This is a genomic window from Serratia sp. PF-27 (assembly GCF_030053255.1).
GTDB lineage: Bacteria > Pseudomonadota > Gammaproteobacteria > Enterobacterales > Enterobacteriaceae > Serratia > Serratia bockelmannii.
On record NZ_JASGBT010000021.1, the window covers coordinates 80,971 to 104,009 of the forward strand.

Sequence of the window (23,039 nt, forward strand, 5' to 3'; positions counted from 1 at the left end):
TTATCCGCTGCTCTTTGCAAACCCGGCAATGGCATGAGGTTTGTCATCAATCTCACAGCGGGGGCGATAGCGCCCCCGTTTGTGTCAGGCTTCCGCATGCTGCTGCGGCGCTCTGCCGCGCGAGATGCTCTCCCACACCGCCACCATCACCATGATCAGCGTCGTCAGGCCATTGACCATCAGCAGATCGGTTAAATAGGCGATAGGGGCCAATACCGCCAGCGCCAGCAGCCCAACCAGGTGCGACAGCGGAAAACGGTGATACACCAGCCGTTTGTACAGCGCGTTGGCGAACAGGTAAATCGCCGGGCCGAGCAGCAGCACCGCCGCCGTGGCGTGTTGGATGCGGCCGTCGGGATGGGCGATCACCAGCTCGTTGGCCACGGCGCAGACGATGATCGCCCCCACCAGCGCGACGTGCACATAATGGAAATAAGCGCCCAGTTGGCCGGGGTTTTCCGCCTGGCTGATGGCGTGGCTGCCGGCTTTGCTGCTGGTGTCGAAGTAAACCCACCACATCGCCAGGCTGCCGAGAAAGGCCACCAGCGAGGCGATGAGCACCGGCAGACTCCAGCTTTCCATCTCGCTCAGGGTAGCGCCGGTGATCAGAATGGTTTCTCCCAGCGCCACGATCACGAACAGCTGGCAACGTTCTGCCAGATGGTGGCCTTCGATGGTCCATTCGCTGCTGCTGTCCGAGCGCCCCAGGACCGGTAAACGGAAGCCGAACATCGGCGAGACGTATTCGCACAAGACGGCGATCGCCCACAGCGCCAGGCGGGCATTGCCTTCTGCCAGCCCACCGACGATCCAGAAGACGGCGGAGATGCACAGCCAACCGAGAATGCGGCGAAAGTTTTGTTTTAACGGATGATCGGGCGCCAGCAGGCGTAGCACCGTGACGGAGCGGCCAACCTGAATGGCGACGTAGAACAGCGCGAAGATCAGACCGCGTTCGCCAAACGCCTGTGGCAGCGCGGCGGCGGCGAACAGCCCTAGCAGCATGATCGCGAACAGCAGCAGGCGGATCTGACGGGTATCGGGATTGAACCAGTTGGTGACCCAGGCGGTGTATTGCCAGGCCAGCCAGACGGCGAACCACAGCAGCAGGGTTTCCAGCGCGCCGGTCAGCGTCAGGTGATGCAACAGATAGTGGGAAAGTTGGGTCACGGCGAAAACGTAGATCAGATCGAACAGCAGTTCGGAGAATGAGACCGAAGCGCCCTGACCGTCACGCACGCGCAGCAGGTTTTGCGACATAAGCGTTCTTCCTTAAAAGGGTAAGCCACAAAATCAGCGTAGCTCAGCGCGCCTCGGCGGGTAAAAAATCTTAAATAGCGGCGGCGTGCGTTCTTTCTTTCGCCCTGTCTTTAATTGTTCATCAAATAGGGGTAAGGTGAACTCAATAAAGTCATTCCTGCCTGAAAATACACACTCGCACTCATATCCTCCTTATTCTCCTCACAATGATTGATGTTCTTTACGTTGCATGACGTCCGTTTTCATTGGCTAGCGGATAATTAACATCACTGACAACGAGCTAATAAACAAGAACACCTGGAGTCAATCATGAAACTTATCCCAAGCATCGCAGCCGTATTGATCGCCGCCGCTTCCTTCTCCACTTTCGCCGCGCCGCTGTCGTCGGTGAAACAGGTCAACAGCGAGCAGGCCGCCAATCTGCAAAGCATCGGCGTCGTGTCGGTTTCCGGCATTAGCGGCTCACCGCATGACGCCATCACCGCCCTGAAAGAAAAAGCCGCGGCGGACGGCGCCAGCCATTACCGCATTATCGGCCTGGACACCCCCGGGGACTCCAGTAACTGGCGCGGCAATGCGGAAATTTATCGCTAAGCGTTGATTGTTACTCTCTGGCCACGGCAACGTGGCCAATAAAATAAACGGTCGTAATAATTATCTGAACAGTCGGCGCATAAACGGCTTATTTTCAGGTCATTATTACGACCGTTTTTCTTTGTGCCGTCGTGGCTGAGGTCGCATTTTATTACAACTGTGTCTGCCGCTTTCGGAATCATGTTAATGATTACTTAAGAAATTCGGCTCACATTGGGGGCTTAACCCAAGGAGGCCTCAATGTTAAATGCGACCCGGCTGCAACTGATGAATCACTTCGCTTACTTGCAGCAATTTATGGCTTCACCGCGCACCGTCGGTACGCTGGCGCCTTCTTCCCCGTGGCTGTGCCAGGCGATGCTGAACCAGATTGAATGGACCCGTGCGCTGTCGATCGCGGAGCTGGGCGCGGCGGACGGCGTACTGACCAAACGCATCCTGGGGCGGATGCGCGCCGATGCGGCGCTGGAGGCTTTCGAAATTCAACCGCATTTCGTGCATCGGCTGCGGGGGATAGACGATCGGCGGCTGCAGGTGATGCCCCATTCGGCGACCCAAATGGCCACGGATTACGACGTGGTGTTTTCCTGCCTGCCGCTGCTGTCGATCCCGGTCAGGATCAGCGTGCGCATTCTTCAGCAGGCCCGGCAGCGGCTGCTGGCGCGCAACGGCACGCTGGTGTTGTTTCAATACAGCCACCTGTCGGAAAAATTGCTGTCCCGCTATTTTCACTGGAAGCGCCTGCGGGTGGTGCGCAACTTCCCGCCGGCGCTGGTGTATGTTTGTACGCCGCGTTAGCTACAGCGTTTTCGCCATTACTACCACTTCTTCGTCATGCTGCCGCCGGCGTTCCACGGGATGCCAACCCCAGCCGGCGTACAGCGCTTCCGATTTGTCGGTGATGAGATGCAAAACCGAGTGATGGCGTTGCCGCGCCGCCTCGACGATGGCCATCTCAAGACGGTGGGCGATGCCCTTGCGGCGGTGATCGGGATGCACGAAGACGCCGGCCAGCCATGGGGTGAGATCCTGGCGCTGATGATCGTCGCTGGGCCACAGGCTGGCCATGCCCACCGGACGATCGCCGTCGATCATCATCAGCGTCAGGTGATCGTCGCTTGGCCGGCTGCAGTGGGCGAAGCGCAACTGGGTGCGCTCCAGCGAACCGCCGCGCTGTGAGCCCCATTGGCCGAAGGCCCAGGCGGCGCACACATCGGCAAACTGCGGGCACTCCGACAGCGGAATGATGCGTTGAGTCATGGAGGTCTCCCGGTTTTTAGCTGTTTCCCCGTTCTATTTAACCGATTTCCCCGCCATTTTTTTAACTTTTTAAAGCCGTTATTTTAGCGGTTTCGCCGTGTTTGCCGCGCGCCCGGCGCCGTTTCCCGGATTTCTTTTGGCAATCGCGGCGTGGGATTGCAAGTGTTAATGAGAGTGATTATCATGCGCACATTATTTCCCCCGTTTCGGCTCAATCATGCGCAATTCCCTCATTTTACTGCTGCTTTCTCTGTGGTTCGGCCTGTTCTCCGCCCAGGCGAAGACGGTGACCGATATCACCGGCCGTCAGGTTGTGGTGCCGGACAATCCGCAGCGCATCGTGGTGGGGGAGAGCCGCATGTTGTATACGCTGGCGCTGCTGGAGCCGGGCAACCCGGCGCAGCGCATCGTCGGCTGGCCGGCGGATCTGGCGCGTTTCGATGCGCAAAGCTGGCAACGCTATACGCAGAAGTTCCCGCAGATCGCCGCGATCCCCATTATCAGCGGCAATAATTTCCGCCAGGTCAACATCGAAAGCCTGCTGCAGCTGAAGCCGGATCTGGTGATCCTGGCGCGCTACGCGCGTGAAGACGGCGACAACGATCTGCTGGTTTCCGCGCTGAACAAGGCCGGCGTGGCGGTGATCTACGTCGATCTGCGTATCGATTTGCTGAACAACACCGTGCCGAGCGTGCGGCTGCTGGGCGAAGTGCTCAATCGCCAGCAGCGCGCCGAGCAGTTCATCGCGTTTTATCAGCAGCATATGGCGGTGATTCAGCAACGCCTGGCGAGCTATCAGGGGGCGAAGCCCAAAGTGATGCTGCACCTGCATCTGGGGCGGCGCGATACCTGTTGCACCACCGCCGCACACGGCAACCTTGGCGATCTGCTGACCTTCGCCGGCGGCGACAACATCGCCAACGCCAGCGTCAAAGGGGTGTATGGCGAACTGAACCCGGAAACCATTCTGAGCGCCAATCCCGACGTATACCTCGCCACCGGCATGGCCGGCCCGCAAGGCAAACGGCTGTCCGATCTGAGCCTCGGGCCGCAGGTCAGCCCACAGGAGGCCGCCGACAGCTTCCGCCGGCTGATCGCCAAACAGCCGATGCTGGCCAGCCTGCAGGCGGTGAAAAACCACCGCGCCTGGAGCGTCTGGCACAACTTTTACCTCAGCCCGTACCACGTGGTGCTGGTCGAGGTATTCGCCAAAGCGTTTTACCCGGATCTGTTCGCCGACATCAACCCGCAGCAGACCTTCCAACAGCTGTATCAGCAGTTTTTACCGTTACCTTTTTCAGGGACCTATTGGAGTCAGTTAGATAATGAATAACAACAAGCGCGGCTGGTGGTGCGCATTGCCTTTGGCGGCCTGCGCAACATTGCCGACGTGGGCGGCGGAAAAAGTCGCGTCGAAAGAAGAAAGCCTGACGGTGATTGGCCGCAAAGACGCCGACGGTGTGCAGAGCTATCAGCCGTTGACCAGCGTCACCGGCACCCGCAGCGAAATCAACCTGCTGAATGTGCCGCAGGCGATCGACGTGGTGCCGCAGCAGGTGATTACCGATCAGGCGGTCAGCAGCCTGGACGAAGCGCTGTACAACGTCAGCGGCATTACCCAGGCCAACACGCTGGGCGGCACTCAGGACGCGGTCATGAAACGCGGCTTTGGCGACAACCGCGACGGCTCTATTCTGCGCGATGGCGTGCGCTCGGTGCAGGCTCGCAACTTTACGCCAACCACCGAGCGGGTGGAGGTGCTCAAGGGGCCGGCCTCGATGCTGTATGGCATGGGCGAGCCGGGCGGGATGATCAATATGATCACCAAAAAGCCCCAGCTGCAGCAACATACCCACGTGGAAGGCTGGGGCAGCAGCTTCAACGGCGGCGGCGGCCAGCTCGACGTTACCGGGCCGCTCGGCACGTCGGGATTCGCCTATCGCATGATCGTCGATCACGATGAAACCGACTACTGGCGCAACTTCGGCCGCAACCGCCAGACGGTGATCGCGCCCTCGCTGATGTGGTATGGCGAGAACACCACCGTGCGCTTGGCCTACGAGCATATGGAATATCTGGTGCCGTTCGATCGCGGCACCATTATCGATTCGCGCACCGGCAAACCGGTGAATACGCCGCGCGATCGCCGTTTCGACGAAGCCTATAACGCTACCCGCGGCGATCAGGACAGCGTCACTCTGCAGATCGATCAAACGCTCAACGAGCGCTGGAAAAGCTCGCTGACCTACGCCTACAGCCGCAACAGCTACAGTGACAACCAGGCGCGCGCCACGGCGCTGAACCCGGTGACCGGCGTGTTGAGCCGCCAGGCCGACTCGACCGCCAACGCCGTCAGCCACGCCAACGCGGTGCAGCTGACGCTCAATGGCGACGTGGACTGGGGCAGCATCAACCACCAGATGCTGTTCGGCTTTGATTTTGAAGATAACCGTACCTACCGCGGCGACATGATCCGCGGTAAAAAGAACAGCGATTTCAATATCTATCATCCGGTATACGGCCTGATGCCGCCGTCGACCGCGGTCAGCGCCAAAGACAGCGACCAGCGGGAAAATCTCACCAGCTACGGCTGGTTTATGCAGGACTCCATCCAACTGACCGATAAATGGTTGGTGATGGGCGGGCTGCGTTACGACGCTTTCGACGTCTATGCCGGCAAGGGGCGGCCGTTCCAGACCAACACCGACAGCTCGGACGGCAAGCTGGTGCCGCGCGCCGGGGTGGTCTACAAGCTGACGCCTTACGTGTCGCTGTACAGCAGCTATACCGAGTCGTTCAAGCCGAACTCTTCCATCGCCACCCAAATTGATTCGCTGCCGCCGGAGCAGGGCAAGTCGTGGGAAGTCGGCGGCAAGCTGGCGTTGCCGAACGGCGTTACCGGCACACTGGCGCTGTTCGACATCACCAAACGCAACGTGATGGTCAATGAGCTGGTGGAGGGCGAAACCGTGACGCGCACCGCCGGGCGCGTGCGTTCGCAGGGCGTGGAGCTGGACGTGGCCGGTAATCTTACCGACTCGCTGAGCCTGATCGGTTCCTATGCGTATACCGACGCCCGCGTGGTGGACGATCCGGACAACAAGGGCAAAGAGATGACCAACGTGGCGCGCCATACCGCCTCGCTGTTCCTGACCCAGAACCTCGGCAGCCTGGGCCTGTACAGCGGCGATGAGGTGCGTATCGGCGCCGGCGCGCGCTACGTGGGCCGCCGCCCGGGTGACGCCGCCAACAGCTTCTACCTGGATAACTACACCGTTGCCGATGCGTTCGCCGCTTACACCATGCCGATCAACGGCTATCGGGTGAAATGGCAGCTGAACGTGAAGAACCTGTTCGATAAAACCTACTATCCGTCCAGCGGTGGCAATCTGCGCGTGGCGGTAGGAGAGCCGCGTGAGGTGGTGCTGCGCGGCAGTATCGATTTCTGAGCCACGGGCGGTGGAATTTGTTTAAATAACCGCCCCAACGTTAAGGAGAACTCATGAGCCTGCAGATCCGTTTGGCGCAGCAGCGAGATATCGCGCATCTGATGGCGGTTGAACGTTCGGCGGCGCAGCTGTTTCGCCAGCAGCCGGAATGGCGCTTTATCGCCGAAGGCGAGGTGATGGCCCCGAAACAGCACGCCGCGTTTATCGCCGAGCGCCGTGAATGGCTGGCGGAAAGCGACAACGGTGAGTGCGCCGGTTTTATCGCCGTGTTGGCTCAGGGGGAAGACTGGCATGTCGCCGAATTATCGGTCGCCGCTGCCTGGCAACGGCAGGGCGTCGGCCGCCGCCTGATCGGCGCGGTGGTGGAAGAAGCCAAACGGCAGGGCGCCACTCGCCTGACGCTCACCACCTTCATTGATGTGCCGTGGAATGCGCCCTACTACCGGCGGCTGGGATTCCGGCCGCTCGACGACGCGCGGCTCACGGTCGCCCTGCGGCGGCACCTGGATGAGGATCTGGCGCACGGCTTTGCCGTCGGCAGTCGCTGTGCCATGGAATTTACACTATCGTAAATATTGAAATACAGAGCGGGCAGGGTATGATGCAGCCACCACGCCATCGCACCTGCTCGGTATTTTGGTATGCAATGCACTCAAGTCACCGCATAAGGGACAACCCGTAATGACACAAACCCTGTTCATGATAGGCGCTCGCGGAGCCGGCAAGACCACGGTAGGCAGCGCATTGGCGCTGGCGTTGGGCTATCAGTTTGTCGATACCGATCTGTTTATGCAGCAAGCGGTACAGATGAGCGTGGCGGAAATGGTCGAGCGCGAGGGCTGGCTGGGGTTCCGTCGCCGCGAAACCATCGCGTTGCAAACCGTGACCAAACCGTCAACTGTAGTTGCCACCGGTGGCGGCGCGATCCTGGCGGAAGAGAACCGTCAGTTTATGCGCCAGCATGGCACCGTTATCTATCTGCGCGCGCCGGCCAGCGTGTTGGCGCAGCGGTTGGAAGAGTACCCGGAAGATGCGCAGCGCCCGACGCTCACCGGCAGGCCGATCGCCGAAGAGATGCTCGAGGTGCTGGCGGCGCGTGAAGCGCTGTATCAGGACGCCGCGCATTACGTGATGGACGGCGCCGCCGATCCGCAGCGAGTGGTGGAGCAAATCCTCGCGGTGCTGCCGCGTGAGACGGTGAAATAACCCTTTCTTCTCTTCGGGCGCTGGGCGCCCGTTTTCCTATTCCGTTTGCCGAGCGGCCGCAAAGTACGCCCCGGGCGTGACGCCGAAGCGGCGGCGAAAGGCGGCGATGTAGGCGCTGACGTTGTCGTAGCCGCAGGCGTCGGCCACCTCGGCGACCGCTGCGCCGCGTGATAATCCCTCCAGTGAACGCAATACCCGCGCCTGCTGGCGCCACAGCGCGAAGCTGATGCCGGTTTCCTGCACAAAGCGGCGGCTCAGGGTGCGCGGGCTGAGCCCGGCCCAGTCGGCCCAGTCGCGCTGGCTGCGCAGGCTGGCGGGATCGTTCAGCAGCGCCCGGGCGATGTTCAGCAACCGGGCGTCCTGCGGCAGCGGCAATTGCAACGGCGCGCGGCTTGCCGCGTGCATTTCATCCAGCAGCACATGCAGCAGCCGCCGTTGCGGCGCACTCAGTGGGCCGGCGGGGAACTGCGCGATACGCTCCACCAGGGCCTGCAACAGCGCAGAGGCCGTGAACAGCTGCGGCTGCGGCGGCATCTCCGGCACGCTTTCCCCCGGCAGATACAGACTCCAGCCCGCCACGTCGCCGCAGGCCAGCGCCTGATGGGCGCATCCCGGCGGCAGCCAGCCCAGCGTACCGCCGGTGATCGCCCATTGCCGGCCCGGGAGTTCCATTGCCAGCATGCCACGCGTCAAGAGATAGATCTGGCCGCCTTCGTGCCGGTGCCAGGGCGTCAGGTGCTTTTTTTCATGCTGAAGGCGTTGGCTGCGGATCTGCGTCATGTTGGCCGTTTAACGTTATTGAAAGTCTTGATGTGGTTATTATGCCATCGCCTGGCCGGGATAGGATCGCCGTTCACCCTATTTCGGAGAAACGTGATGACTCAAGTTACCCCACTGAACCTGGTGCTCGATACGCTGCAGCAGGTCGTCGCCAGCCCGGAGCATCGGCCGACGCAGCTCGCTGCCCGTTTCAGCGCAGACTACCGCCAGCAGGTGGATGGCAAGGTGCTGAACTTCGAGCAGTTTGAGCAACATATGGCGCTGCTGAAACGGCAAACCCGCCGCATGACGCTGAGCGTGATCGCGGCGGCGGAGCAGGGCGAGGCAGTGCTGACCCACCATCTGGTCGAGGTGGAAAAGCGCGACGGTACCCGCAGCCGCGTGCGGGTGCTGGCGCACTTCACCGTGCGTGAAGGCCGGATTTGCGCCTGCGACGAACTGACCGAGCTGTTGGCGGGCGCCCCCGGCGATCGCGATCTTGGCTCGCGCGTGCCGGAATGAGGGCGGCTGCTATACTTGCTACTGTGTGAAACACACGGGAGAACGGCATGCGCGAAAATGATCAACCTGCTTATCCACGGAGCGCCCGCGTCGTTGAGGTGTTTCGGGGCGACCCGAACCTGCATCTGCGCCGTTTTGAAGTGCGCACCGACGACATTGAGCCGAATACGCTGCTCAGTGAACATGAAACCGAGCAGGAAGCGCTCGACGCCAAGCACCGCTATGAAGACGAGGCGCTAGAGCTCTGACCTGCTGCACAGCGGAAACCGGCGCCAGGCCGGTTTCCTGTTTATCCCCCCGCGTTAGCATATATTTCCCAGAACAATATTGATAATGATAATCATTTATGTGATTTTTATCGCCCCTATTGGGTGTTTCACTTCTGGGAAAAGAGATGTCCAATTCCGAGTTGCAGGCGCTGTTTCTGCGCCATATGCGGCCGCTGCAAGCCTATTTGAACGCCAAACTGCGCGACCCTCAGCTGGCCGCGGATTTGGCGCAGGAAAGTTTTACCCGCCTTACCGAGCAATATCCGCAGGGTAACATTCTCGATATCGAAGCCTACCTGTACAAAACCGCCAAAAACCTGATGCTCGACCATGTGCGCCAGCAGCAGCGGCGGCAGACCGAAGCGGTCGAAGACGACATTCTGGCGCAGTATCCCTCCGGTGAACCGGCGCTTGAACAACGGGCGATCGATAGCCAATTGCTGCAGCTGTTGCAGCAGGCGCTAGCGGACATGCCGCCGCGCACGCAGCAGATTTTCCGCCTTAACCGGCTCGATGGCCTGACCCAGGCGCAGGTGGCGGCGCAGCTGGGCGTGTCGCTCAGCACGGTGGAAAAACACCTGGCCAGCGCCCTCGAGCGGCTGATGGCGCGGATGGAAGAACAATAATGGCAATTTTTTTACGGGTTTATCCGCGCTCAGACGTCTTAACCTATAACCAGAAAAAACAGAGGTCTATGCCATTATGAAACCGCTAACCGCACAGGCGCGACAGCAGGCGGCCGCCTGGGCCGTGAGTCTGGCCGAAGGGGCGCTGCCGGCCGATCGGCGGCGAGCGTTGGACGCCTGGCTGGCCGCCGATCCGCAGCATCCGGCGGCGCTGCGTCAGGCTCGCCTGCTGTGGACGACGCTTGGGCAACTGCCGCCTGAGCAGCGGCAGGCGTTACAACCGCAGGTGGCGGCGCTGAAAACGCCCTCTCGCTATCGATGGCCCCGCTGGGCGGTGGCAGCGGCGGTGGCGCTCGCCGTTTCATTCGGCGTTTATCGCGGGCCGGATCTGTGGATCGGCCTGCAGGCCGATTATCAAACCGTTCGCGGTGAGGTGCACGAAGTTGCTTTGCCGGACGGCAGCCGGGTGGCGCTGGACAGCGGCAGCGCGATCGCGCTGGCGTATTCCGCAGATGAGCGCAAGGTGCGGCTGCTGAGCGGCGCCGCCTATTTTATCGTCGCGCCGTTGGGCGGGGCGGAAAGCCGTCCGTTCAGGGTGGAGGCGAAAAACGGCGTCACCCAGGCGCTGGGCACCGAGTTCAGCGTGGCGCGCACTGAACAGGGCGTCGACGTCAGCGTGCATCAGCACAGCGTGCGGGTGACGCTTGAGCGCGGCGAGCGCTCGCTGGTGGTCGCGCAACGCCAGGCGGCGCATTACCGCAACGGGCAGCTGCAGCTGACGCGGCAAACGGCCGGTGATGACGCTTGGCGACGCGGCTGGCTGGTGATCGACCGCCAACCGCTGACGCAGGCGCTCGCGCAGCTCAACCGCTATCGCGGGACCCGCATCGTGGCGGTCAATCCCGCGCTAAGAACGCGCACCGTGAGCGGTGTGTTCGCGCTCAATAAACTCGACGACGGCGTCGGTGCCATTCGTCAGGAACTCTCCGCCCGCCAGCTGAATCTCCCCGGCATCACGCTGCTTTACTGAGCGGCCAAGGCGGGCCGGGATGCCCGCTTCGCCGCTATTTTCACTTTCTGTAAAAAATCTTTACGGGTTTTTGCCTCCCGGAACGTCCTTATGTTTAAACGAGATTGATTTCCATTATCACTTGGTTTGACATTCTTTCGGGTGGAACACACACGCATGCTTATTCACAAGGGAACCACGCCGGCCGGCCGATTGGCCATGGCGGTACGCGCCGCGCTGGCGGCGATGATGTTGACTCAGCCGGCTGTGGCGCTTGCCGTCCAGGCTGAGGCGAACGGCGCGCAGGCCGCACAGCAAAAGAATTTCAACATTGCGGCGCAGCCGCTGCAGAGTGCCATGTTGCGCTTCGCCGAGCAGGCCGGCATGCAGGTGTTTTTTGACGAGGTGAAACTCGACGGCATGCAGGCGGCGGCGCTGAACGGCAGCATGAGCGTTGAACAGGGCCTGCGGCGCTTGATCGGCGGCAATCCGGTGGCTTTCCGCCTGCAGCCGCAGGGGCAAATCGTATTGAGCCGGCTGCCGACGGCGAACGGCGACGGTGGCGCGCTGGCGTTGGACAGCCTGACGGTGCTGGGCGCCGGCGGCATCAACGCCAACGATTGGGTTTACGACGAACCACGCTCGGTCAGCATCATCAGCCGCGAACAGATGGACAACCGCCCGGCGCGACACGCGGCCGATATTCTGGAGCAGACTACGGGAGCCTATTCCAGCGTCAGCCAGCAAGATCCTGCGCTGTCGGTCAACATCCGCGGCATACAAGACTATGGCCGGGTGAACATGAATATCGACGGCATGCGGCAGAATTTTCAAAAGAGCGGCCATGGTCAGCGTAATGGCACCATGTACATCGATTCCGAACTGCTGTCCGGCGTGACTATCGACAAGGGCACCACCGGCGGCATGGGCAGCGCCGGCACGCTCGGCGGCATTGCCACCTTCAATACCGTCAGCGCGAGCGATTTCCTGGCGCCGGGCAAAGAGCTGGGCGGCAAGCTGCACGCCAGCACCGGCGATAACGGCACCCACTTCATCGGCAGCGGCGTACTGGCATTGGGCAACGAAACCGGCGATATCCTGCTGGCTGCCAGCGAACGCCACCTCGGCGACTATTGGCCCGGCAACAAGGGCGATATCGGTAACATTCGCATCAATAACGACACCGGCAATTACGATCGCTACGCCGAGAGCATCAAGAACAACAAAATCCCCGACACAAATTACCGTATGCACTCGCGGCTGGCCAAGGTGGGCTGGAATCTGCCCGCCAACCAACGCCTGCAGCTGAGCTATTTGCAGACCCAGACCGCGTCGCCGATCGCCGGCACGTTGACCAACCTGGGCACCCGCCCGCCCTATGAACTGGGCTGGAAGCGCACCGGTTACAGCGACGTGATGGCGCGCAACGCGGCGTTTGATTACAGCCTGGCGCCGGAAGACGTCGACTGGCTCGATTTTCAGGCCAAGCTGTATTACGTCGATACTCAGGATGACAGCGACACCTACAGCACCAGCTCGCTGCTGGACAACGGCTACGCGACGCGTACCCGCCTGCGTACCTACGGCGCGCAGGCGCAAAATACCTCGCGCTTCAGCCTGGCGCCGGGGCATGACTTCCGCGCCAACTACGGGCTGGAGTTTTATTACGACAAGGCAACCAGCGACTCTTCCCGCCAAGGCATGGAAGGGGTGACGCCGGCCGGCAACCGTTCGGTCGCCAGCCTGTTCGCCAACCTGACCTACGACTACGACGGCTGGCTGACGTTGGAGGGAGGGCTGCGTTACGACCGCTATCGCCTGCGCGGCCAGACCGGCCTGAGCTATCCGGATTTGGCCAAGGATGGGCAACGCTACACGATTGACAATCCTTGCAAAGCGTTGCGTCTGACCGGCTGTTCAACCACGACCCGCGAAGATTGGGACGTGGATCGCGATCAGGGCAAGCTGTCGCCAACGCTGGCGGTGGCGGTGCGTCCCGGCGTGGAGTGGCTGGAGCTGTATTCCACCTACGGCAAATCCTGGCGGCCGCCGGCGATCACCGAAACGCTGACCAACGGCAGCGCGCACAGTTCATCCACGCAATACCCCAACCCGTTCCTGCAGCCCGAGCGCTCGCGCGCCTGGGAAGTCGGGTTCAATGTGCAGCAGCCGGATCTGTGGTTTGAGGGCGATCGGTTGGTGGCGAAGGTGGCCTACTTCGATACCAAAGTGGATAACTACATCAACCTGGCGATAGACCGCAATAAACCGGGGCTGGTGCAGCCGAGCATCGGCAATGCTGCTTACGTCAACAACCTGTCGAAAACCCGCTTCCGCGGGCTGGAGTACCAGCTCAACTATGACGCCGGGGTGTTCTACGCCGACCTGACCTATACCCACATGATCGGCAAAAACGAGTTCTGCTCGAACAAGGCCTGGTTGGGAGGGCGTCTGCGCTACGGCGATGGATCGCGCCGCGGCAACTTCTATGTTGAGCCGGATGCCGCTTCCAATGACTTCGTCACGTGTGACGGGGGGACGCAGTTCGGCTCCGCCGCCTACCTGCCAGGCGATCGCGGTTCGGTGACGCTGGGCGGCCGCGCCTTCGATCGCAAGCTGGACGCCGGGGTGACCGTGCGCTTTGCGCCGGGCTATCAGGACAGTTCGGTGCCGTCCAATTACCCGTACCTGGCCGACTGGCCGAAGTACACCCTGTTCGATCTGTACGCCAGCTACAAGCTGACCGACAGCCTGACGCTGCGCGGCTCGGTGGAGAACCTGACTAACCGCGCCTATGTCGTTAGCTACGGCGAGACGCTGGCCAATACCCTCGGGCGCGGCCGCACCGTGCAGGGCGGGGTGGAATACCGTTTTTAAGCAGTAAAAGGGCGTTGCTCATCCTTGAGCACAAGGGCCGCCTCGCAAGGGGCGCCGTTCATCAATGGAGATAGAGAAATGGCATTTTCAGTCAATTATGACAGCAGCTTCGGCGGTTACAGCATTCATGACTATCTGGGCCAGTGGGCTTCGACATTCGGTGATGTCAATCACACCAACGGCAATGTCACCGACGCCAACAGCGGCGGCTTCTATGGCGGCAGCCTGTCCGGCAGTCAGTATGCCATCAGCAGCACGGCAAACCAGGTGACCGCCTTCGTGGCGGGCGGCAATCTGACCTACACGCTGTTCGAAGAACCAGCACACACCCTGTACGGTCAGTTGGATTCGCTGTCGTTCGGCGACGGTTTGAGCGGCGGCGATACATCGCCGTACAGCATTCAGGTGCCTGACGTCAGCTTCGGCGGCCTGGATCTCAGCAGCCTGCGCGGCGAAGGCCACGATGGCGTGGTGCACCAGGTGGTGTACGGCCTGATGTCCGGCGATACCGGCGCGCTGGAGACCGCGCTGAACGGCATCCTCGACGACTACGGCCTGAGCGTCAATTCCACCTTCGATCAGGTGGCGGCGGCGACGGCGGTGGGCGTGCAGCACGCCGACAGCCCGGAACTGCTGGCGGCCTGATTGCGGCTGTTTGCCCGCCGGCGCCGTGCGCCCCGGCGGGCATTTTCTCGTTTTTAGCCGATGGAAAACGCCATGAAAAACGCCGTCAGGCGCGGAGAAGTGATGAGCGTGCTGGCCGCATACCGGCGCGGATTTTGGGGCATCGCGCTGTTTACCGCGGTGATCAACCTGTTGATGCTGGCCCCGGCGCTGTACATGCTGCAGGTCTACGATCGCGTGTTGCCGTCGGGCAACCGCATGACGCTGGCGATGCTGACCCTGATGGTGGTCGGCCTTTACCTGTTTATGGGGCTGCTGGAGTGGGTGCGCAGCCAGGTGGTGATCCGCCTCGGCGCCCAGATGGATATGCGCCTGAATCAGCGGGTCTACGACGCCGCCTTCGAAACCAATCTGAAAACCGGCAACCCGCTGGCGGGGCAGGCGCTGAACGATCTGACCAACCTGCGCCAATTTGCCACCGGCAATGCGCTGTTCGCCTTTTTCGATGCCCCCTGGTTCCCGGTTTATCTGCTGGTGGTGTTTCTGCTCCACCCCTGGCTTGGCGCGTTGGCCAGCGCCGGGGTAATCGTGCTGGTGCTGCTGGCCTGGCTCAACCAGCGAGTGTCGCAAGCGCCGCTCGCGGAGGCTGGCCGGGTCGCGCTGAGCGCCACGCAGCAGGCCAACGGCAACCTGCGCAACGCCGAAGCCATTGCCGCCATGGGGATGCTGACCGACTTGCGCCTGCGTTGGTTGCGGCAGCATCAGCAGTTCCTGCTGTTGCAGAACCGCGCCAGCGAGAAAATCGCCGCCGTCACCGCCTGGTCGAAAACCGTGCGGCTGGCGCTGCAGTCGCTGATGTTGGGCTGCGGCGCGCTGCTGGCGGTCAACGGCGACATTACGCCGGGCATGATGATCGCCGGATCGATCCTGATCGGCAGGGTGCTGGGGCCGATCGATCAGCTGATCGGCGCCTGGAAGCAGTGGTCGTCGGCGCGCCAGTCTCTGCAGCGGCTGGAGGTGATGCTGGCCGCCAACCCGCCGCAGGCGGCGAGCCTGCCGCTGCCGGCCCCCAATGGCACCTTGACCGTGAATCAGCTGGCCGCCAGCGCGCCCGGCGGGAGCGCACCGGTATTGCACGGCGTCAGTTTTCGTCTGGAGGCCGGTGAGGTGCTGGGCGTCATTGGCGCATCCGGCTCGGGCAAAACGCTGCTGATGCGCCAACTGGTCGGCGCGCTGACGCCGCTCAGCGGCGACGTGCGGCTGGACGGCGCGGATATCCGGCAGTGGGATAAACAGCAGCTGGGGCCGCATATCGGCTACTTGCCACAGGATATCCAGCTGTTCGCCGGTACCCTAACGGAAAACATCGCCCGCTTTGGCCAGGTTGACGCCGAGAAGGTGGTGGCCGCGGCCGCGCTGGCCGGCGTGCACCAATTGATACTGCATTTGCCCAAAGGGTATGAAACTGAGCTGGGTGAGGGCGGCAGCGGCCTGTCCGGCGGCCAGCGTCAGCGGGTGGCGCTGGCGCGCGCGCTGTACGGTTCTCCGGCGTTGGTAGTGCTGGATGAACCGAATGCCAACCTCGATCGTGAAGGGGAAGAGGCGCTGCAGCGGGCGATCGAAGCGTTGAAGGCGCGCGGTACCACCATCGTGTTGGTGACCCACAAACCGGCGATCCTGGCGACCACCGACAAATTGCTGGTGCTGGCCGCCGGCCAGGTGCAGCACTTCGGCCCCAGCGACGCCATCCTGAAGAAACTGCCTGGTTTTGCGCCTGCAGCCGTACCGGCCAACGTCGGCCGCAGCAGCGGCGGCTTCAACGTCAACTACGCCAACTTTGCCAAAACGGCCAGCGGTGAACGAAAAGTATGAGCAATCAGAGTGTGATCCCCGGCGATATCGACGCCCTTTCCCGACAGTTCGACGAAGGGCGCCATCTGCGGCTCGGCGGCTGGCTGGTGCTGTTGGGGTTTGGCGGCTTCCTGCTGTGGGGGCTGTTGGCGCCGCTGGACAAAGGCGTGCCGGTTTCCGGCAGCGTGGTGGTGGCCGGCAACCGTAAGGCGGTGCAGCACCCGAGCGGCGGCGTAGTGTCGCAAATTCAAGTGCATGAAGGCGACCGGGTTCGCGCCGGGCAGGTGCTGTTGCTGATGGATACCGTCGACAGCCGCACCCAGCGCGATGCGCTGCGCAGCCAGCAGTTGAGCAACGCCGCGCAGCGGGCGCGGCTGCAGGCCGAACGCGACGGCCTGCAGGCGATCGCTTTCCCGGCATTGCTGCAGGCGCGGCGGGAGGAGCCAGAGGTGATGTCGTTGATGCTGCTGCAGCAGCAGCTGTTCACCAGCCGCCGAGCGGCGCTGCAGAGTGAGCTGGCGGCGATCGCGGAGAGCATTGCCGGATCGCAGGCGATGCTGGAAGGGATCCGTCAGTCTTACGCCAGCAAGCAACGGCAAAAGGCCATGTTGCAGGAGCAGCTGAGCGGTATGCGCAAACTGGCTGCGCAGGGGTATGTGGCGCGCAATCGGCTGCTGGATCTGGAAGGGCAGCATGCGCAGATCGACGGCCAGGCGTCCGAGGACACCGGGAATATCGGCCGCCTGGGCCGCCAAATACTGGAGCTGAAGCTGCGGGCGATCCAGCGGCGGGAAGAGTATCAGAAAGAGGTCAGTAGCCAGCTGGCCGAGGTGCGGATGAAGCTGGACGAACTGGATAACCGCCTGGCCAAGGCGGAGGCCGATCTGGGTCATACGCAGGTGAAAGCGCCGGTGGCGGGCACCGTGGTGGGGCTGAGCGTGTTCACCGAAGGTGGCGTGATCGGCGCCGGTCAGCAACTGATGGAGATCGTGCCCAGCGATCGGGGGCTGCAGGTGGAGGCGCGTATCCCGGTCGAACTGATCGACAAGGTGCAGGTAGGGCTGCCGGTCGAACTGTTGTTCTCGGCGTTCAACCAAAGCACCACGCCGCGCGTCGAGGGCGAGGTGACGCTGGTCGGGGCCGATCGCCTGACCGACGAGAAAAGCGGCGCGCCCTATTACAGCGTGCGCGCCAAGGTCAGCGAAGCGGGGCTGCAACGCCTGAACGGGTTGGAGATCCGCCCGGGGATGCCGGTCGAAGGCTTCATCCGCACCGGCGAGCGTTCGATGATGAACTACCTGTTCAAACCGCTGACCGATCGCCTTCATCTGGCGCTGACGGAAGAGTGAGCATGTCGGTTTCGCCGCTGCCTTTCGCCGCACCCGGTGCCGTCATGCCCTGGCGCCGTTGCCTGGTGCTGGTGCTGGCACTGCACCTGCTGGTTGTGGCGCTGTTCTGGCCCTGGCGGGACCAGGCCGCGCCGGCGTGGGTGCCGCCGCCGGCGGTCATGGTGGTGATGGCCGCCGCACCGCAGGCCCCGGCTGAGGTAAAACAACCGCCGGGGCAAATGACGCCGCCGCCTCAGGTTGAACCGCCGTCGCCGCCGGAACCCTTGCCGACGGTGAAGGTGCCTGAAGCCGTGCGGCCGAACATCGCCGTACCGCCGAAGCAGAAAAAACCGCCCAAGCCGGTGAAGACTCCCCCCCTGCCGCGCACACCGCCGCAGGAGAAAACGATCGCGCCGCCGAAGGTTCAGGAGCAAAGCGTCGGTGCGCCACCGCCGGGCCGGGCGGATAAAACGGCCGCGCCGCAAACTCGCCTGACGCCCTATGCTCAGGCGGGAGTGGACAACTGGCGCAGCCGCATCAGCGGCCGCCTGAATCGTTTTAAACGTTACCCCAAAGACGCATTGCGGCTAAAGCGCCAGGGCGTCGGGCAGGTGCGTTTCACGTTGGACAGGCAGGGCCATGTGCTGGCGGTGACGCTGGTCAGCAGCGCCGGGTTGCCGTCGCTGGATCGCGAAATCCAGGCGCTGGTCAAACGTGCTTCGCCGCTGCCCACGCCGCCGGCGGACGCCTACGTCAACGGCACGGTGGAATTGACGTTGCCGATCGATTTCAGTTTGCGCGGCGCGGGTTTCTGAGCCGCGGCAATATCTCCTCCTGAGAAAATCATTTTTCAGCAGCTTGTCCTGCTGTTCATTATTTTCAGAGCGTATCGTTATTTTATTCGGCGAGGATAAGTCGGCGTTCTACGCAATATTTTCATTTGAAAAGCACGAATGCCTTTTATTTTGCGGCTGACAAAAAATAAACAGCTTGACGCTGCGGAGTTCGGGTTTTAGTTTTTAATTATAAAACAGGAACTGAGTTCCATATAGTGGAACAAGGCGGATCATGACAACGCTGGAAAATGCCGCTGCGGTATTAAAACTCTTTTCTCAACAACGTGTGATGCATGGCCAACCGGGTATTGCATTCAGCGACGTGGTTGAGCAATTGGCGCTGCCGAAAAGCACGGTATCGCGCCTGCTGCAGACCATGGAAAATCAGGGCATGCTGGAGCGCGATCCCGATAGCCGGCGTTATCACATCGGCGCGCTGTTGCTGGCGGCATCCAGCCACTATCTGTCGATGCCGCTGGTGGACAACCTGGCGGCCAGTATGGCGCAGCTGTGCCGCCAGACGGCCTGTACCGGCTACCTTTCGATATTGGAAGGGCAGGAGATCATGGTGATGCGCATGTTTCCCGGCCGCCACTTTTTGCAGGTGGTCACCCCGGCGGGTTACCGTTCGCCAGCGGCGGAAACCTCGGTCGGCCGGGCGATACTGGCGCGTGAAAGCGACGAGCAGGTTCGGGCGCGTTACGCCGGCGGTTACCGGGCGACTTCGCCCAATGCGCCGCAAACGTTGGATGCGCTGTTGCAGACGTTGCAGCAGGTGAGGCGTCAGGGATGGTCGCTGGCGCGCAATGAAACCTTGAACAGCATCAGTTCGCTGGCGACCGCGCTGGTGAACAAGCACGGCAGCGAGACGGTGGGGTTGTGCCTGTCCTTCCCCTCGCAGGGCGAGGAGCAGCCGTTTGTACCGGAAGTCTTGGCCGAATTAACCGCAGTCAGCCGCCAACTGGCGGAAAAATATGGCGATGATTATTGGCAGCAGATCAAATAACGCGCCTGAGCTATCGTGTTGCATCATAATTAACGAGCGCCGACACCAGGGAACTCATTAATTATATTTCACCGTATTTTATTGGTAAGAAATAGACAGGCTGAATAAGAAAATAATCACGTTGTGACACCGGTAGTTCCAAATAATGGAACTGCCGCGGCGAGCTATCGTTTGGCGTTATTTCCGCCACGCAGCAGGAAATATTCAGGGAAACCAAGCATGAAATCAAATAATCCGCTAAAAGAGGCCGGCACGCTGTTGGTCATGGCGTTACTTTCGGTGGTGGGGGCGATCATCGGCGTTCAGCTGATCACCACGCTGGGCGTGACGCCCAACACCTCGATCATCGGTGCGCTGATTGCCATGCTGTTGGCACGCATTCCGCTGAAAATGTTCCAACGCTACCGCTCGGTGCACACTCAGAACCTGGCGCAGACGGTGATCTCCTCTGCCACCTTCGGCGCGGCCAATTGTCTGCTGATGCCGATTGCGGTGCCTTACGTGATGGGGCAACCGCAGCTTATTTTACCGATGTTCTGCGGCGTGGCGGCGGCGATGTTGCTTGACGCCTATCTGCTTTATCGCCTGTTCGATACCAAAGTGTTCCCCGCCGCCAATGCCTGGCCGCCCGGCGTCGCCGCCGCGGAAGCGATTAAAGCCGGCGATCGCGGCGGCAAGCAGGCCTGGCTTTTGGTGGTGGGCGTAGGGGTAGGTATCGCCGGATCAATGCTCAAGATCCCCATGGCGGCCTTCGGCACCGCCTTTATCGGCAATATCTGGGCGCTGAGCATGTTTGGCGTCGGGTTATTGTTGCGGGCTTACGCCGATCCGGTGGCCGGTTTCGATATCAATGCCCATTTTATTCCGCACGGCGTGATGGTCGGCGCCGGCCTGGTGGCGCTGATCCAGGTTGCGCAGGTGATCCGCAGCCGCCGCGCCGATAGCGCCGGTTATACCCAACCGGACAGTGCGGTAAGCAAAGCGCTCGGCCTGGGCGCGGTCGGCTACATCGCCATCGCCGCGTTTTTGGCTCTGATCGGCGGGCTGTTCAGCGAGATGTCGCTGCCGATGTTGGCGCTGTTCGTGATATACGCGGCGTTCGCCGCTTTCGTTCATGAGCTGATCGTCGGTATCGCCGCCATGCACTCCGGCTGGTTTCCTGCGTTCGCGGTGGCGTTGATCACCCTGATCGTCGGTATCCTGATCGGTTTCCCACCGCTGGCGCTGTGCATCCTGACCGGTTTTACCGCCGCCACCGGGCCGGCCTTCGCCGACATGGGCTTTGATTTGAAAGCCGGCTTCATCCTGCGTGGCTACGGCGAGGATCTGCGGCAGGAGCTGCTGGGGCGCCGCATTCAGCTGTTTGCGGCGCTGATTGCCTTCCTCATCGCCATTCCGGTGGTTTACCTCTCTTATCACAGCTATTTCCTGCAGGACCTGATCCCGCCGGTCGCGCGCGTTTACGCGAAGACCATCGAGGCCGGTGCGCAGCCGGGTATCGCCTGGAGCCTTTTGATCTGGGCGATCCCCGGCGCCGTGGTACAGCTGATCGGCGGCCCTAAGCGCCAGCTCGGTGTGTTGCTGGCAACCGGTCTGCTGATCAATAACGCCTTGGCCGGGTGGGCGGTGCTGGTGGGTATCGCGCTGCGCGTGGCGATCCTGCGCCGTTGGGGCGATCGTGGCCGCACACCGATGGAGATCATGGCGGCCGGGTTTATCGCCGGCGACGCGCTCTACAACTTCTTCAGCTCGATTTTTTCCAGCAAGGGCAAATAGCCCCTGCCGATGACATTGGTGAGGTAAAACGACCATGAGTTTGCAACAAACGCTGCAGGTTTTTGAATTGATTGATAGCGCATTCGTCAGCGGCCAGGACGTCGTCGATCTGTTTGCGCCTTACCCGGCGATCCGGGCCAGCACCTTGCGCGCCGACGGGCCGAAGGGCGGTACCGATTTCGTGCGCATCGAGATCCCCGGTAGCGCAGGCCAATTCGCTGGCGGTGCGGCGCCGACGCTGGGCATTATCGGCCGCCTGGGCGGCATCGGCGCGCGGCCGACGCGTATCGGGCTGGTATCTGACGGCGACGGCGCGATCGCCGCCATTGCCGCCGCGCTGAAGTTGGCAGAGATGCAGCGTAAGGGCGACACGCTGCCGGGCGATGTGATCGTCACCACTCATATTTGCCCGAACGCGCCGACCCGGCCGCACGATCCGGTCGATTTTATGGATTCGCCGATCGATGACGTGACGATGAACGATAATGAAGTGGTGCCGGAGGCTGACGCCATCCTGTCGATCGATACCACCAAGGGCAATCGCATCATCAACCACAAAGGCTATGCGCTGTCGCCGACGGTGAAAGAGGGCTACATCCTGCGGGTGGCGGAAGATCTGCTGCGCATCATGGAGATGACCAGCGGCCGCCCGGCGGTGACCTTCCCGATCACCACGCAGGATATCACCCCTTATGGCAACGGTGTGCATCACCTCAACAGCATCCTGCAGCCCTCGACCGCTACTGCGGCGCCGGTGGTCGGCGTGGCGATTTGCAGCGAATCGGTGGTGCCGGGCTGCGGCACCGGCGCCAGCCATGAAACGGACATCGCGCTGGTGGTCAAATTCGCGGTGGAGGTCGCCAAAGAATTTGGCCGCGGCACTTGCCGGTTCTACGATGCTGCCGAATTCGGCCAGCTGCTGGCGCTGTACGGCAGTCTGAGCCACCTGCAAAAAAGGAGATAGACCCATGACGGCTTCATTCGCCACGCTGACCCTCGGTCAGGCGCCGCGCAGCGATATCATGCCGCTGCTGTCTGCTTATCTGCCGGCGGAGCGGGTGAGGCACGTCGGTTTGCTGGACGGCCTGGATGCCGGGCAGATCGCCGAGCGTTATGCGCCGCAACAGGGCGATAAGCTGCTGGTGTCGCGCCTGTTGGACGGCACGCAGGTGACGCTCTGTGCCGCTCGCGTTGAAAGCGGGTTGCAGCAGAAGATCCGCGAGTTGGAAGCGGCGGGGTGCCAGGTGATCCTGCTGCTGTGCACCGGCGAATTCGGCGAATTGCAGGCGGAACAGGCGCTGTTGCTGGAGCCGGATCGCATTATTCCGCCGTTGATCTCCGCGATCGTCGGCGCACACCGCGTCGGCATCGTGGTGCCGATGGCGGAACAGGTTGAGCAGCAGGCGCGTAAATGGCGGCAGCTGGCGACGCCGCCGAGCTATGCCGTCGCCAGCCCCTATCTGGCAGATGATGCCGCGCTGGAGCAGGCGGCTTGCGCACTGCTGCGGCAGGGGGCGGAGGTGGTGGTGCTAGACTGCATCGGTTATCACCAGCGTCACCGCGCCTTTTTGCAGGCGCGTCTGTCGGTGCCAGTGTTGTTGTCGAACGTACTGGTCGCCAAGCTGGCTGCAGAGTTAGTCGACTGATTCAAATAGCGAAAAGTTACCGCTCGACGCGGTCTCAGGCGCTTTGCGCCCGTGGATCTCCCCGGGGTTCAGCAGCCCTGACTGCCGGTGAGAAGCCCGGCAGCGTTTTACTCTGCGCCGCGATCGCATTTCGCGCGAAAA

Annotated in this window: 22 protein-coding genes; 19 read left to right on the forward strand and 3 right to left on the reverse strand. The window is 61.9% G+C overall.

Annotation, left to right across the window (positions count from 1 at the left end; translation table 11 throughout):
- Window positions 1–84: 84 nt before the first annotated feature.
- Window positions 85–1,260, reverse strand: coding sequence for a low temperature requirement protein A (locus tag QMZ29_RS15455; RefSeq protein WP_043135588.1), 1,176 nt, complete (start codon window positions 1,258–1,260; stop codon window positions 85–87).
- A 309-nt stretch (window positions 1,261–1,569) separates the two neighbouring features.
- On the opposite strand from QMZ29_RS15455, the gene QMZ29_RS15460 reads away from it, so the two are divergent.
- Both QMZ29_RS15460 and QMZ29_RS15465 read left to right on the forward strand, forming a co-directional pair.
- Window positions 1,570–1,854, forward strand: coding sequence for a YdgH/BhsA/McbA-like domain containing protein (locus tag QMZ29_RS15460; protein WP_004940519.1), 285 nt, complete (start codon window positions 1,570–1,572; stop codon window positions 1,852–1,854).
- Window positions 1,855–2,094: 240 nt separating this feature from the next.
- Window positions 2,095–2,652, forward strand: a complete 558-nt coding sequence (locus tag QMZ29_RS15465) for a class I SAM-dependent methyltransferase (RefSeq protein ID WP_025301715.1) — start codon at window positions 2,095–2,097, stop codon at window positions 2,650–2,652.
- Here the strand turns inward: QMZ29_RS15465 and QMZ29_RS15470 are convergent, their stop codons facing one another.
- A complete protein-coding gene (locus tag QMZ29_RS15470) occupies window positions 2,653–3,114 on the reverse strand; it encodes a GNAT family N-acetyltransferase (RefSeq protein WP_025301716.1) in 462 nt (153 codons plus the stop codon).
- A 217-nt stretch (window positions 3,115–3,331) separates the two neighbouring features.
- Between QMZ29_RS15470 and QMZ29_RS15475 the strand changes: the two genes are divergently transcribed.
- From QMZ29_RS15475 to aroL, 4 genes are all read left to right on the forward strand, one after another.
- Window positions 3,332–4,447, forward strand: coding sequence for an ABC transporter substrate-binding protein (locus tag QMZ29_RS15475; protein ID WP_261425529.1), 1,116 nt, complete (start codon window positions 3,332–3,334; stop codon window positions 4,445–4,447).
- Complete coding sequence (locus QMZ29_RS15480) at window positions 4,440–6,563, forward strand: TonB-dependent siderophore receptor (protein WP_261425528.1); 2,124 nt, start codon at window positions 4,440–4,442, stop codon at window positions 6,561–6,563. Before QMZ29_RS15475 ends, QMZ29_RS15480 begins: the two co-directional genes overlap by 8 nt.
- 53 nt (window positions 6,564–6,616) lie before the next feature.
- Window positions 6,617–7,135, forward strand: coding sequence for a GNAT family N-acetyltransferase (locus QMZ29_RS15485; protein ID WP_049206222.1), 519 nt, complete (start codon window positions 6,617–6,619; stop codon window positions 7,133–7,135).
- Between the two features lie 109 nt (window positions 7,136–7,244).
- Complete coding sequence (aroL, locus tag QMZ29_RS15490) at window positions 7,245–7,769, forward strand: shikimate kinase AroL (protein ID WP_025301720.1); 525 nt, start codon at window positions 7,245–7,247, stop codon at window positions 7,767–7,769.
- 36 nt (window positions 7,770–7,805) lie between these two features.
- Here the strand turns inward: aroL and QMZ29_RS15495 are convergent, their stop codons facing one another.
- Window positions 7,806–8,549, reverse strand: coding sequence for a helix-turn-helix domain-containing protein (locus QMZ29_RS15495; protein WP_261425527.1), 744 nt, complete (start codon window positions 8,547–8,549; stop codon window positions 7,806–7,808).
- A 96-nt stretch (window positions 8,550–8,645) separates the two neighbouring features.
- Here QMZ29_RS15495 and QMZ29_RS15500 point away from each other — a divergent pair, with 96 nt between their 5' ends.
- The 13 genes from QMZ29_RS15500 (at window position 8,646) to QMZ29_RS15560 (ending at window position 22,898) form a co-directional block, all read left to right on the forward strand.
- The gene (locus tag QMZ29_RS15500; protein WP_043135601.1) at window positions 8,646–9,050 is read left to right on the forward strand and encodes a nuclear transport factor 2 family protein; all 405 of its coding nucleotides are present in this window, start codon (window positions 8,646–8,648) and stop codon (window positions 9,048–9,050) included.
- Between the two features lie 47 nt (window positions 9,051–9,097).
- On the forward strand, window positions 9,098–9,298 hold the full coding sequence (locus QMZ29_RS15505) for a YaiA family protein (protein ID WP_004940491.1): 201 nt from the start codon (window positions 9,098–9,100) through the stop codon (window positions 9,296–9,298).
- Window positions 9,299–9,444: 146 nt separating this feature from the next.
- Entirely contained in the window at window positions 9,445–9,945 is a 501-nt protein-coding gene (locus QMZ29_RS15510; protein ID WP_049206220.1) for an RNA polymerase sigma factor, read from the forward strand.
- A gap of 76 nt (window positions 9,946–10,021) precedes the next feature.
- Entirely contained in the window at window positions 10,022–10,975 is a 954-nt protein-coding gene (locus QMZ29_RS15515; protein WP_261425522.1) for a FecR family protein, read from the forward strand.
- A 156-nt stretch (window positions 10,976–11,131) separates the two neighbouring features.
- Complete coding sequence (locus QMZ29_RS15520; protein ID WP_261425520.1) at window positions 11,132–13,831, forward strand: TonB-dependent receptor; 2,700 nt, start codon at window positions 11,132–11,134, stop codon at window positions 13,829–13,831.
- A gap of 78 nt (window positions 13,832–13,909) precedes the next feature.
- Window positions 13,910–14,476, forward strand: a complete 567-nt coding sequence (locus tag QMZ29_RS15525; RefSeq protein ID WP_197770070.1) for a heme acquisition protein HasA — start codon at window positions 13,910–13,912, stop codon at window positions 14,474–14,476.
- 72 nt (window positions 14,477–14,548) lie between these two features.
- Window positions 14,549–16,327: a type I secretion system permease/ATPase gene (locus QMZ29_RS15530; protein WP_047572472.1), complete on the forward strand. Its 1,779-nt coding sequence runs from the start codon at window positions 14,549–14,551 to the stop codon at window positions 16,325–16,327.
- Entirely contained in the window at window positions 16,324–17,655 is a 1,332-nt protein-coding gene (locus QMZ29_RS15535) for an HlyD family type I secretion periplasmic adaptor subunit (RefSeq protein ID WP_197765244.1), read from the forward strand. Before QMZ29_RS15530 ends, QMZ29_RS15535 begins: the two co-directional genes overlap by 4 nt.
- Before the next feature lie 2 nt (window positions 17,656–17,657).
- Entirely contained in the window at window positions 17,658–18,449 is a 792-nt protein-coding gene (locus QMZ29_RS15540) for an energy transducer TonB (RefSeq protein WP_043135609.1), read from the forward strand.
- Between the two features lie 253 nt (window positions 18,450–18,702).
- The gene (locus QMZ29_RS15545) at window positions 18,703–19,476 is read left to right on the forward strand and encodes an IclR family transcriptional regulator (RefSeq protein WP_025301730.1); all 774 of its coding nucleotides are present in this window, start codon (window positions 18,703–18,705) and stop codon (window positions 19,474–19,476) included.
- A 219-nt stretch (window positions 19,477–19,695) separates the two neighbouring features.
- The gene (locus QMZ29_RS15550) at window positions 19,696–21,252 is read left to right on the forward strand and encodes an OPT/YSL family transporter (RefSeq protein ID WP_049209291.1); all 1,557 of its coding nucleotides are present in this window, start codon (window positions 19,696–19,698) and stop codon (window positions 21,250–21,252) included.
- Between the two features lie 34 nt (window positions 21,253–21,286).
- On the forward strand, window positions 21,287–22,216 hold the full coding sequence (locus tag QMZ29_RS15555; RefSeq protein ID WP_025301732.1) for a DUF1177 domain-containing protein: 930 nt from the start codon (window positions 21,287–21,289) through the stop codon (window positions 22,214–22,216).
- 4 nt (window positions 22,217–22,220) lie between these two features.
- Complete coding sequence (locus QMZ29_RS15560) at window positions 22,221–22,898, forward strand: AroM family protein (RefSeq protein WP_049206213.1); 678 nt, start codon at window positions 22,221–22,223, stop codon at window positions 22,896–22,898.
- The last annotated feature ends 141 nt before the right edge of the window (window positions 22,899–23,039 follow it).

Coding starts and splice junctions, on each gene's coding strand:
- QMZ29_RS15535 (WP_197765244.1), top strand. CDS start 16,324: ATGAGCAATCAGAGTGTGATCCCCGGCGATATCGACGCCCTTTCCCGA.
- QMZ29_RS15515 (WP_261425522.1), top strand. CDS start 10,022: ATGAAACCGCTAACCGCACAGGCGCGACAGCAGGCGGCCGCCTGGGCC.
- QMZ29_RS15480 (WP_261425528.1), top strand. CDS start 4,440: ATGAATAACAACAAGCGCGGCTGGTGGTGCGCATTGCCTTTGGCGGCC.
- QMZ29_RS15560 (WP_049206213.1), top strand. CDS start 22,221: ATGACGGCTTCATTCGCCACGCTGACCCTCGGTCAGGCGCCGCGCAGC.
- QMZ29_RS15555 (WP_025301732.1), top strand. CDS start 21,287: ATGAGTTTGCAACAAACGCTGCAGGTTTTTGAATTGATTGATAGCGCA.
- QMZ29_RS15525 (WP_197770070.1), top strand. CDS start 13,910: ATGGCATTTTCAGTCAATTATGACAGCAGCTTCGGCGGTTACAGCATT.
- QMZ29_RS15470 (WP_025301716.1), bottom strand. CDS start 3,114: ATGACTCAACGCATCATTCCGCTGTCGGAGTGCCCGCAGTTTGCCGAT.
- QMZ29_RS15510 (WP_049206220.1), top strand. CDS start 9,445: ATGTCCAATTCCGAGTTGCAGGCGCTGTTTCTGCGCCATATGCGGCCG.
- QMZ29_RS15485 (WP_049206222.1), top strand. CDS start 6,617: ATGAGCCTGCAGATCCGTTTGGCGCAGCAGCGAGATATCGCGCATCTG.
- QMZ29_RS15455 (WP_043135588.1), bottom strand. CDS start 1,260: ATGTCGCAAAACCTGCTGCGCGTGCGTGACGGTCAGGGCGCTTCGGTC.
- QMZ29_RS15530 (WP_047572472.1), top strand. CDS start 14,549: ATGAAAAACGCCGTCAGGCGCGGAGAAGTGATGAGCGTGCTGGCCGCA.
- QMZ29_RS15540 (WP_043135609.1), top strand. CDS start 17,658: ATGTCGGTTTCGCCGCTGCCTTTCGCCGCACCCGGTGCCGTCATGCCC.
- QMZ29_RS15550 (WP_049209291.1), top strand. CDS start 19,696: ATGAAATCAAATAATCCGCTAAAAGAGGCCGGCACGCTGTTGGTCATG.
- QMZ29_RS15500 (WP_043135601.1), top strand. CDS start 8,646: ATGACTCAAGTTACCCCACTGAACCTGGTGCTCGATACGCTGCAGCAG.
- QMZ29_RS15520 (WP_261425520.1), top strand. CDS start 11,132: ATGCTTATTCACAAGGGAACCACGCCGGCCGGCCGATTGGCCATGGCG.
- QMZ29_RS15545 (WP_025301730.1), top strand. CDS start 18,703: ATGACAACGCTGGAAAATGCCGCTGCGGTATTAAAACTCTTTTCTCAA.
- QMZ29_RS15465 (WP_025301715.1), top strand. CDS start 2,095: ATGTTAAATGCGACCCGGCTGCAACTGATGAATCACTTCGCTTACTTG.
- QMZ29_RS15505 (WP_004940491.1), top strand. CDS start 9,098: ATGCGCGAAAATGATCAACCTGCTTATCCACGGAGCGCCCGCGTCGTT.
- QMZ29_RS15460 (WP_004940519.1), top strand. CDS start 1,570: ATGAAACTTATCCCAAGCATCGCAGCCGTATTGATCGCCGCCGCTTCC.
- aroL (WP_025301720.1), top strand. CDS start 7,245: ATGACACAAACCCTGTTCATGATAGGCGCTCGCGGAGCCGGCAAGACC.
- QMZ29_RS15495 (WP_261425527.1), bottom strand. CDS start 8,549: ATGACGCAGATCCGCAGCCAACGCCTTCAGCATGAAAAAAAGCACCTG.
- QMZ29_RS15475 (WP_261425529.1), top strand. CDS start 3,332: ATGCGCAATTCCCTCATTTTACTGCTGCTTTCTCTGTGGTTCGGCCTG.